The following is a 9,561-nucleotide window of genomic DNA, read 5'->3' on the forward strand; positions in this document are numbered from 1 at the left end:
GTCGAGACACTGTCGGTGGAGCTGCCAATCTCCCCCCTTGAGGGGGAGATGCCCGGCAGGGCAGAGGGGGGCGCCTCGTGACCCCCTCCGCGATTTTGGAATCAGCACTCTATGTGACTGATCTGGCTGAGGCCGAAGCCTTCTACCGCGACATCCTCGGCCTGGATCCGCTGGGCAAGGTCGAAGGCCGCCACGTCTTCTTCCGCTGCGGCAACGGCGTGCTGCTCATCTTCAATGCCGAGGCGACGAAAATTCCGCCGGCGCCCGACGCCAGGCTGAAGGTGCCGCCGCACGGCACGGTCGGCGAAGGGCATCTTTGCTTCACCGCGACTGCGGCCGAGATCGCCGAATGGCGCAAGCATCTGGCGGCCAAGAACATCGCCATCGAAAGCGATTTCGAGTGGCCGCAGGGCGGACATTCGATCTATATCCGCGACCCTTCGGGCAATTCGATCGAGTTCGCCGAACCAAGGATCTGGGGTCTCTGAATGCATTCTTTGAACGGACAAAAGATCGTCGTCGCCAGCCACAATGAAGGCAAGCTGCGCGAATTCGCCGACTTGATGGCCCCGTTCGGCTTCGAGGCGAAGTCGGCCAAGGATTACGGCCTGCCGGAACCGGACGAGACCGGCACGACGTTCGAGGAGAATGCCTATATCAAGGCCTATGCAGCGGCCAAGGCCACCGGCCTGCCGGCGCTGTCGGACGATTCGGGGCTCTGCGTCGACGCGCTCGACGGGGCGCCCGGCGTCTACACAGCCAACTGGGCCGAGACGGCGGACGGCACACGCGATTTCGGCATGGCCATGCAGCGCACCGAAGTGGCGTTGCAGGAGGTCGGCGCGACCGAGCCGGCGCAGCGCACCGGGCGTTTCGTCGCCGTCATCTGCCTCGCCTTTCCCGATGGCGAGGCCGAATATTACCGCGGCGAGGCCGAAGGCACGCTGGTCTGGCCGCCGCGCGGCACGCTCGGCTTCGGCTACGATCCGGTGTTCCTGCCCAACGGCTTCGCCAAGACTTTTGGCGAGATGAGCGCCGAGCAAAAGCATGGCTGGAAGCCCGGCCAGGCAACAGCCCTGTCGCACCGCGCCCGCGCCTTCCAGAAGTTTGCCCAGGCCCGCTTGGATTTGGCGCGGCTGGATGTGGCGCGGCTCAGGTCAAAATGATTGGGACAGGCCAGACCATGCCGCTCGACCGCAGCCCCGGCTTCGGCGTCTATATCCATTGGCCGTTCTGCGCGGCCAAATGCCCTTACTGCGACTTCAACAGCCACGTTCGCCACCAGCCGGTCGACCAGGAGCGTTTTGCGCGGGCCTTCGAGACGGAGCTGAAGACCATGCGTGCCCGCACCGGGCCGCGCGAGGTGACCAGCATCTTCCTCGGCGGCGGCACGCCGTCGCTGATGAAGCCGGAAACGGTGTCAGCGGTTCTGGAAGCCGTAGCGAAGAACTGGACGGTGCCTGCCGGGATCGAGGTGACGCTGGAGGCCAATCCGTCCTCGGTCGAGGCGGAGCGCTTCCGCGGTTATCGGGCGGCAGGCGTCAACCGCGTCTCGCTCGGCGTGCAGGCGCTGAACGACAAGGACCTGCGCTTCCTCGGCCGGCTGCACAATGTCGAGGAGGCGCTGCACGCCATCGGGCTGGCGCGGGAAATCTTTCCGCGGCTCTCCTTCGACCTGATCTATGCGCGGCCCGGCCAGACGCCGGAGGCTTGGGCTTTAGAGCTTGAGGAAGCGATCGGGCACGCCGCCGACCACCTGTCGCTCTATCAGCTCACGATCGAGGAGGGCACGCCGTTCCATGCACTCCACTCAGCGCGAAAATTCGTCCTGCCCGACAACGACCATGCCGCCGACCTCTACGCGCTGACGCAGGAGGTGACCGCGGCGCACGGCCTTCCGGCCTACGAAATCTCCAACCACGCGCGGCCGGGCGCGGAAAGCCGGCACAACCTGACTTATTGGCGCTACGGCGAATATGTCGGCGTCGGACCGGGCGCGCATGGCCGCTTCGTCGAGAACGGCCGCCGCACCGTGACGGTCGCGGAAAAAATGCCGGAGACCTGGGCCAACCTGGTCGAAGCCAGGGGCCATGGCGTCACCGGCGGCGAGGTGCTGACGCGCGCCGAAGAAGCCGACGAGTTCCTATTGATGGGGCTGCGGCTGGCCGAAGGCATCGACCTCCAGCGCTACGAGACGCTTGCCGGGCGTAGTCTGGCGAGCGACCGATTGTCGGTGCTGCAGGAAGAGGGGCTGGTGGCGCCGGTCGGCAACGCCCGCCTCCGCGCCACGACCGCCGGCATGATCGTGCTCGATGCGGTGGTGGCAGACCTCGCGCGGTGAAAAAGGTTCTCTTCGTCTGCAGCCAGAACCGCCTGCGCAGCGCCACCGCCGAACAGGTGTTTTCCAGGCGCCGCGACCTCGAGGTCGAATCGGCCGGCACCAATCACGACGCGGACAACCCGCTGACGCATGAGCTGGTCGCGTGGGCCGAGATCATCTTCGTCATGGAGAAGGCACATCGCGTCAAGCTGCAGAAGAAGTTCCGGTCAAGCCTGATGCGGGCACGGGTGATCTGCCTCGACATCCCGGACAACTATGCGTTCATGGATCCGGAACTGGTGCGGCTGCTCGAGGCGAAGGTCACTAAATATCTGGGCTGAATGGCGTCAGGCGCCAAGCATGGCGCTTCGCTCCTCGCTCCGCCTGGGATGAGGCGAGAGATCGCGAAGCGTCGCAACTGCTCTAGGCGTCGTGCTTCTGGCGCTGCTTCCCGCGATCCTTTTCCGCATGCGCGTCGCCGGAACGGCCTTGCTTCAGGTCGGTCTTGTCGCGGCGGTTCCCGTGCTGGGCGGCGATCGGATGGGAAGGAATGCCCTCGCGGGCGGTCTTGCTTTCGAGTCGTGTGATGAAAATGTCGAAGCGATTGGGCATCGTCCGGTCAGTGCTCCGTCGTGCTTTCGGTTTCGGTCGAGGCGTCTTGAACCGCGGGGCTTGGAAGCGGCTTCATCACTTCCTTGTCCTTTGTTCTGGCGGAAGGTTCCCGATCCTCCAAACCGGCAACCTTCTCCGATCCGGCAAAGCGCTTGCAGCCCGAATAATAGGGCGTGAAAGCGTCTTGAATGATCAGGCTGTCCATCCTGTCCTCCTCCTCGGGAATCAGGGGTAAAATCCGCCTTACGCGGTTTGGTTCCGCATCGTGGCAAAGGCATGGCGATTCCCCCGCGTCGCCATCACGTTTTGCAACCGCAGATCAGCCGTGGCAAACAGTGGCGCGTGGGGAGGGCCTCAATTGACCGGCGACAAACGCAGTTATGTGATCGGGCAGACCGAGATTGCGGCGCGGCCGCTGGAGCCGGCGCTCTATCTGGTGGCGACGCCGATCGGCAATCTCGCCGATGTCACGCTGCGTGCGCTGGAGACGCTGGCCGGCGCCGACATCGTTGCCTGCGAGGATACGCGCGTCTCGCGCGTGCTGCTCGAACGCTACGGCGTTCGCCGGCGCACCACGGCCTATCACGAGCACAATGCCGCCGAGGCCGGGCCGAGGCTGATCGAGTCGCTCGCTGCCGGACAGAGCGTGGCGCTGATCTCGGATGCCGGCACGCCGCTGGTTTCCGATCCCGGCTACCGGCTGGTCGGCGAGGCGCTGGAGCGCGGCATCCGCGTTATTCCGGTGCCCGGACCGTCGGCGGCGCTTGCCGCGCTGACCGCTTCCGGCCTGCCTTCCGACGCCTTTCTGTTCGCCGGCTTCTTGCCGGTCAAGGCAGGCCAGAGGCTCACCAAGCTCGAAAGCTTCAGGCAGGTGCCGGCGACGCTCATCTTCTATGAATCGCCGCGCCGGCTGGCCGAGACGCTTGGCGCGATGGTGCAAGTGCTTGGCGGAGCGCGCAAAGCGGCGATCGGCCGCGAGCTGACCAAGGCGTTTGAGGAGATGCGAACGGGGACGCTCGGAGAGCTTGCCGATCACTACGCGGCGGCCGAGACGCCCAAAGGCGAAATCGTGGTCTGCGTCGGCCCGCCGGAGGCGGCCGAGGACCAGCCGGCCGACATCGACCGGCTGCTGTTGTCTTTAGCCGCCGAAATGCCGGCCTCCAAAGCGGCGGCGGAAGCGGCGAAAATGACCGGTGGCCAGAAACAGGCGCTCTACCGCCGGCTGATCGAGCTGAAGGCGGACGGCGGTGGCTGAGCGCACCGTCGTTTATCGGCGAAAAGCCTATCGGCGCGGCCATCGCGGCGAATGGCTGGCGGCGCTGGCGCTGATGCTGAAGGGTTATCGCATCCTTGCGCGCCGCCATCGCACAAAGCTCGGCGAGATCGACCTGATCGCCAGGCGCGGCGACCTTGTACTGTTCGTCGAGGTCAAGGCGCGGCGGACGCTGATGGAGGCGATGGAAGCGATCGCCCACGCCTCGGAACGGCGCATCGAGGGTGCCGCCGACCTCTGGCTGTCGCGACAGCCGGACTATGGCCGGCTGTCGGTACGCTTCGACATGGTGGCGGTGCTGCCCTGGCGCTGGCCGGTGCATGTCGAGAATGCGTTTTACGGGCGGAATTGAGAGGCTTACCTTCCCAACTCATGGGAGGGTAAGCTCACCCCCAGATCATCAGCGCCACCAGTCCGAGCCCGCCAACCACCAGCCGCCACCAGCCGAACAGTGAATAGCCCCTGCGCGAGACGTAATCGAGCAGGAAGCGCACCACGAAGAGCGCGGTGACGAAGGCGGCGATGAAGCCGACGGCAATGATCGGCAGGTCGGCCGAGGTCAGCACGTTGCGGTTCTTGAACAGATCGAAGGCGAAGGCGCCGACCATGGTCGGCATGGCGAGGAAGAAGGAAAACTCCGCCGCCGCGCGCTTGTCGACGCCCAAGAGCAGCGCGCCGACGATGGTCGAGCCGGAGCGCGAGGTGCCGGGTATCAGCGACAGGCACTGGAACAGGCCGATCTGCAGGTAAAGCCTGGTCGGAAAGCGTTCGACGTCGCGGTAGACGGGCTTCAGGTTCATGCGGTCGACGGCGAGCAGCACCACGCCGCCGATGACCAGCATGATGCAGATCAGGCGCGGCGATTCGAACAGGAAAGTCTTGATGAAGTCATGCGCCAACGCGCCGATGACCGCCGCCGGCAGGAAGGCGATGAGGATGCCAATGGCGAAATGCCTTGTCAGCCGGTCATGCGGCAGTTCGAGCAGCATCTTCCAGAGGCGGCGGAAATAGACGCTCAAGATCGCAAGAATCGCGCCGAGCTGGATCAGGATCTCGAAGGCCTTGCCGGTCGAATGGAAGCCGAGGAAATGGCCGGCGAGCAGGATGTGGCCGGTCGACGAGACCGGGATGAATTCGGTCAGGCCCTCGATCAGACCAAGCAGCAGCGCTTCGACGATGGTCTGGCTTTCCATGGCAACCTCTGCTTCGAGTGACGGCTAAGGGGAAGGGCTTGCTTGTCATGGCGCGGAAGTCCCCCTATAGGTCGCAACACCTGACAGTCCCTGGAATCGGGCCGCCAAGACTTACCGGCGCTCACACCGATTCGCCAGTGTGGCAATCCGGAATTCGCCGCACGTCGGAGCAGCGCACTGTGCGAATGCCGGATTCTGAGCCACACTGTCAACTTTGAGTTCTAGTGTGGTTTTGGATTTGAAGTTCCTGGACGCTGATGCCATTGAGGGTGCAGGAACTTCAAATCCACCACACTAGTGCGCCCTATCATCGCGGAACCATGCTGACGCTTTTTCACCACCCGATGTTCGCCACCTGCCGGTTCGTCCGCCTCGCCTTCGGCGAGTATGGCGAGGAACTGGCCCTGATCGAGGAGAAGCCCTGGACCCGGCGCAAGGAGTTTCTGGCGCTCAATCCGGCCGGCACGCTGCCGATCCTGCTGGCCGAAGGCGATGTGCCGATCGTCGGCGCCATGGTGATTGCCGAATATCTTGACGAGACACGCGGGGTGCTGAAGCGCGACAGGCGGCTGTTTGCCGAGGACCCGATGCAGCGCGCCGAAATCCGGCGACTGACCGACTGGTATCTCAGCAAGGCCGAAAGCGAGGTCACCCGCCATCTGGTGCGCGAGCGGGTGCTGAAGCCGGTGATGCCGGAGACGGCGGGCGGCGGCTCACCCGATTCGGGCGCGATCCGCGCCGCGCGCGCCAACATCCGCCAGCACATGAAATACACCAACTGGCTGGCCGGCACCCGTCATTGGCTGGCCGGCAACAAGGTGACATATGCCGACCTCGCCGCGGCCGCGACGCTTTCCGTGCTCGACTATCTCGGCGAGATCGACTGGCGCGAGCACGCGGCGGCGCGCGAATGGTATACTCGCGTGAAATCACGGCCGTCGTTCCGGCCGCTGCTCACCGATCGCGTGCGCGGCCTGTCGCCGGTATCGCATTATGCGGACCTCGATTTCTGACACGACGAAGCTGCGCGCGCTGATCGACGCGGAGGCGCGCCGCGCCGGCTTCGACGCCGTTGCCGTCACCCGGCCGGACGCGATCCCGCTGGCTCCCGCGCGCCTGACCGAGTTTGTCGCCGAGGGATTTCACGGCTCGATGGACTGGATCGCCGAGACGATCGGGCGGCGCGCCGAGCCTTCGACGCTGTGGCCGGAAGTGCGTTCGATCATAGTGCTCGCCATGAACTATGGTCCGGACCGGGATCCGCGCGATGTCCTCGACAAACACGATCGCGGTGCGATCTCGGTCTACGCGCAAAATCGCGACTATCACGATGTGATGAAAGGTCGGCTGAAGGAAATCGCGGGCAAGATCGTCGCGCGGGCCGGCGGCGACGTGAAGGTCTTCGTCGACACGGCGCCGGTGATGGAAAAGCCGCTTGCCGAAGCCGCGGGGTTGGGCTGGCAGGGCAAGCACACCAACCTGGTGAGCCGCGAGCATGGCTCATGGCTGTTCCTCGGCACCATCTTCACCACGGCCGAGCTTGAGCCGGACAAAGCCGAGCTCGACCATTGCGGCTCCTGCCGCGCCTGCCTCGACATCTGCCCGACCGATGCCTTCCCGGCGCCCTACCGGCTCGATGCGCGGCGTTGCATCTCCTACCTCACCATCGAGAACAAGGGGCCGATCCCGCGCGAATTTCGCGAGGCGATCGGCAACCGCGTCTATGGCTGCGACGACTGCCTCGCCGTGTGTCCGTGGAACAAATTCGCCAGCGTCGCCGCCGAGGCCAAGCTTGCCGCTCGCGAAGATCTGCGCGAGCCACGGCTGTCGGAGCTGCTGTTGCTCGACAATACGACGTTCCGCTCCTTTTTCTCGGGCTCGCCGATCAAGCGCATCGGCCGCGACCGTTTCATCCGCAACGCGCTGATCGCCGCCGGCAATTCGGACGATGCTTCGCTGACGCCGGTCGCGCGCGGCCTGATCGACGACGGCTCGCCCCTGGTGCGGGGTGCGGCAGTATGGGCGCTATCGCGACTGATGCCGCGGCGCGATTTTGCGGAGCTCGCCGCATCGGCCTTGCAGGTCGAAGGCGATGCAACGGTGCGCGAGGAATGGCTGTCAGCGCTGCCGGTTCCCGCAAAGGACCATTGAAGAAGAGGATTTAATTGATGGGCGAGAGACGCTTCTTCATTTTCGGCGCCGGCTATTCCGGCAAGGCTTTTGCGAGAGCCAATGAAGATGGCGCGCCGATCCTTGGGACGACGCGATCGCCGGGAAAGTTCGAGGCCTTGCGAGAGGCGGGCATCGAGCCGTCAAGCTTCGACGGTTCGTTGACGGCGGAAATCAGCGACGCGCTTCGGCACACAACACATCTTATCATCTCGGTCGCCCCGGACGAAGCGGGCGATCCGGTGCTCAACGCGGCAGGCGAGGCGATCCGGGCCAAGATGCCGGCGCTCAAATGGATCGGCTATCTTTCCACTGTCGGCGTCTACGGCGACCATGGCGGCGCCTGGGTGGACGAGAGCGCCGAGTGCAGGCCGGTTTCGAAGCGCTCGGTAATGCGGGTGGCGGCCGAACAGGAATGGCTGGCTCTTGGGCGGGAAATCGGAAAGCCGGCAGCGATCCTGCGGCTTTCCGGCATTTACGGCCCGGGCCGCAACGCGCTGGTCAATCTCGAGGACGGCACCGCGAGGCGCCTGGTCAAGCCCGGCCAGGTCTTCAACCGCATCCATTGCGAGGACATCGCCAGCGCCCTGTGGCACCTGGCCGATAGGAATCGCGGCGGCATCTTCAATGTCACCGACGACGAGCCGGCGCCGCCGCAGGATGTCGTCGCCTACGCCGCCGGGCTGATGGGCGTGGAGGCGCCGCCGGAAATCCCCTTCGAAACCGCGCAACTTTCGCCCATGGCGCGGTCCTTCTACGGCGAGAACAAGCGCGTCGCCAACGCCGCGATCAAAGCGGCCGGCTACAGCTTTCGTTTGCCGAATTATCGGGTGGCGCTGGAGCGGATGTGGGCCGACGGCAACTGGCGGGACGGAGAGCCGCGCAGCCCGATGAAACGCTCGTGAGCGAAGCGACGTGCATTGGCGTGATATGATTCGCGCCTGAACTGCGTCGCCAAGGTTTGATTTATGCATGTCTTTGTCCCGAAACCGGGTCCCACTTTCGGGAGACATGTTTTAGCATGCCGCCTGAGATTGCGTCGTGCCACTGGAGAGGGGACCCGACCTGATGACGTTGCGACCGCTGCCCGACAGGAAGCCGTTCCTGACCGCCGCGCTTGCCCTGGTGACCTTAGCCGGGCTGGCGGCGGCCGCGATCTCGGCCGAACCGCGCGCAAAAGACCTGTTCGGCGCCAAGAAGCTGCCGGCGGTGGCGCAAGCGCAATCCTTCGGCTTTTACTCAAGAGGCTGCTTCGCCGGCGGCGTCGCCTTGCCGGTGGACGGGCCGAGCTGGGAGGTGATGCGCCCCTCGCGAAACCGCCGCTGGGGCCATCCGGCGATGATTGCGCTGATCGAGAAGCTCGCGCGAGACGCCCAGGCGGATGGCTGGCCGGGGCTGCTGGTCGGCGATGTCTCGCAGCCGCGTGGCGGCCCGATGACGACCGGCCACGCCTCGCACCAGATCGGCCTCGATGCCGACATCTGGCTGACGCCGATGCCGCGGCGCCCGCTGACCATGGCGCAGCGCGAGAGCATGAGCGCGACGCTGATGGTCGACGAGAAGACGCATCTGGTGAAGGACGCGCTGTGGACGCCGGCGCATACGCGGCTTTTGAAGCGCGCGGCGAGCTACCCGGAGGTCGAGCGCATCCTGGTCAATCCGGGCATCAAGAAGAAACTTTGCGACACGGTCACCGGCGACCGCTCCTGGCTGCGCAAGATCCGCCCGTTCTGGGGCCATGACTATCATTTCCACATGCGCATCGGCTGCCAGGCGGGCTCGCCCGGCTGCAAGGGGCAGGAGGCGACGCCGGCCGATGACGGCTGCGGCAAACCGCTTGCCTGGTGGTTCACCGAGGAGCCGTGGCGGCCCAACAAGAACCCGGATGCGCCGAAAGCGCGCGATCTGATGACGATGGCCAATTTGCCGAAGGAGTGCCAGGCGGTGCTTGCAGCGCCGGACGCGCCTTCTCTGGAAGCCGTTACCTATCAGGG

At 65.2% G+C, this 9,561-nt stretch carries 13 protein-coding genes; 10 read left to right on the forward strand and 3 right to left on the reverse strand.

Annotated features, from left to right (window positions below):
• The first annotated feature begins 77 nt into the window (after positions 1-77).
• The 4 genes from EOA32_RS27620 to EOA32_RS27635 are packed head-to-tail and all read left to right on the forward strand — an operon-like array spanning position 78 to position 2,661.
• Positions 78-488: a VOC family protein gene (locus tag EOA32_RS27620; RefSeq protein WP_128373401.1), complete on the forward strand. Its 411-nt coding sequence runs from the start codon at positions 78-80 to the stop codon at positions 486-488.
• The gene (gene rdgB, locus EOA32_RS27625) at positions 489-1,166 is read left to right on the forward strand and encodes an RdgB/HAM1 family non-canonical purine NTP pyrophosphatase (protein ID WP_095776779.1); all 678 of its coding nucleotides are present in this window, start codon (positions 489-491) and stop codon (positions 1,164-1,166) included.
• A complete protein-coding gene (hemW, locus tag EOA32_RS27630; protein WP_127241322.1) occupies positions 1,163-2,341 on the forward strand; it encodes a radical SAM family heme chaperone HemW in 1,179 nt (392 codons plus the stop codon). The genes rdgB and hemW overlap by 4 nt, the downstream gene beginning before the upstream one ends.
• Positions 2,338-2,661 (forward strand): low molecular weight protein tyrosine phosphatase family protein, encoded by a 324-nt coding sequence (locus EOA32_RS27635; protein ID WP_095831711.1) that lies wholly within the window; start codon positions 2,338-2,340, stop codon positions 2,659-2,661. Before hemW ends, EOA32_RS27635 begins: the two co-directional genes overlap by 4 nt.
• Positions 2,662-2,743: 82 nt before the next feature.
• Here the strand turns inward: EOA32_RS27635 and EOA32_RS27640 are convergent, their stop codons facing one another.
• Positions 2,744-2,932 (reverse strand): hypothetical protein, encoded by a 189-nt coding sequence (locus tag EOA32_RS27640; RefSeq protein WP_067003209.1) that lies wholly within the window; start codon positions 2,930-2,932, stop codon positions 2,744-2,746.
• A 7-nt stretch (positions 2,933-2,939) separates the two neighbouring features.
• Complete coding sequence (locus EOA32_RS27645) at positions 2,940-3,137, reverse strand: hypothetical protein (RefSeq protein ID WP_128373402.1); 198 nt, start codon at positions 3,135-3,137, stop codon at positions 2,940-2,942.
• Positions 3,138-3,290: 153 nt separating this feature from the next.
• Here EOA32_RS27645 and rsmI point away from each other — a divergent pair, with 153 nt between their 5' ends.
• Together rsmI and EOA32_RS27655 are read left to right on the forward strand one after the other, a co-directional pair.
• Positions 3,291-4,187 carry a 16S rRNA (cytidine(1402)-2'-O)-methyltransferase gene (gene rsmI / locus EOA32_RS27650; protein ID WP_095831714.1) on the forward strand — a complete coding sequence of 299 codons (897 nt, stop codon included), beginning with the start codon at positions 3,291-3,293 and terminating at the stop codon, positions 4,185-4,187.
• On the forward strand, positions 4,180-4,557 hold the full coding sequence (locus EOA32_RS27655) for a YraN family protein (RefSeq protein WP_067003215.1): 378 nt from the start codon (positions 4,180-4,182) through the stop codon (positions 4,555-4,557). Before rsmI ends, EOA32_RS27655 begins: the two co-directional genes overlap by 8 nt.
• 34 nt (positions 4,558-4,591) lie before the next feature.
• Here the strand turns inward: EOA32_RS27655 and EOA32_RS27660 are convergent, their stop codons facing one another.
• Positions 4,592-5,398: an undecaprenyl-diphosphate phosphatase gene (locus tag EOA32_RS27660; protein ID WP_095799534.1), complete on the reverse strand. Its 807-nt coding sequence runs from the start codon at positions 5,396-5,398 to the stop codon at positions 4,592-4,594.
• Positions 5,399-5,718: 320 nt separating this feature from the next.
• Here EOA32_RS27660 and EOA32_RS27665 point away from each other — a divergent pair, with 320 nt between their 5' ends.
• From EOA32_RS27665 to mepA, 4 genes are all read left to right on the forward strand, one after another.
• Positions 5,719-6,411, forward strand: a complete 693-nt coding sequence (locus tag EOA32_RS27665; protein WP_067003220.1) for a glutathione S-transferase family protein — start codon at positions 5,719-5,721, stop codon at positions 6,409-6,411.
• Positions 6,392-7,549 carry a tRNA epoxyqueuosine(34) reductase QueG gene (queG, locus tag EOA32_RS27670; protein ID WP_128373403.1) on the forward strand — a complete coding sequence of 386 codons (1,158 nt, stop codon included), beginning with the start codon at positions 6,392-6,394 and terminating at the stop codon, positions 7,547-7,549. The genes EOA32_RS27665 and queG overlap by 20 nt, the downstream gene beginning before the upstream one ends.
• A gap of 17 nt (positions 7,550-7,566) precedes the next feature.
• Entirely contained in the window at positions 7,567-8,472 is a 906-nt protein-coding gene (locus tag EOA32_RS27675) for an SDR family oxidoreductase (protein WP_128373404.1), read from the forward strand.
• Positions 8,473-8,635: 163 nt separating this feature from the next.
• A partial coding sequence (gene mepA, locus EOA32_RS27680) for a penicillin-insensitive murein endopeptidase (RefSeq protein ID WP_189407421.1) occupies positions 8,636-9,561 on the forward strand: 926 nt, incomplete at its 3' end.

It is taken from the genome of Mesorhizobium sp. M1A.F.Ca.ET.072.01.1.1 (assembly GCF_004023325.1).
Taxonomy (GTDB): Bacteria; Pseudomonadota; Alphaproteobacteria; order Rhizobiales; family Rhizobiaceae; genus Mesorhizobium.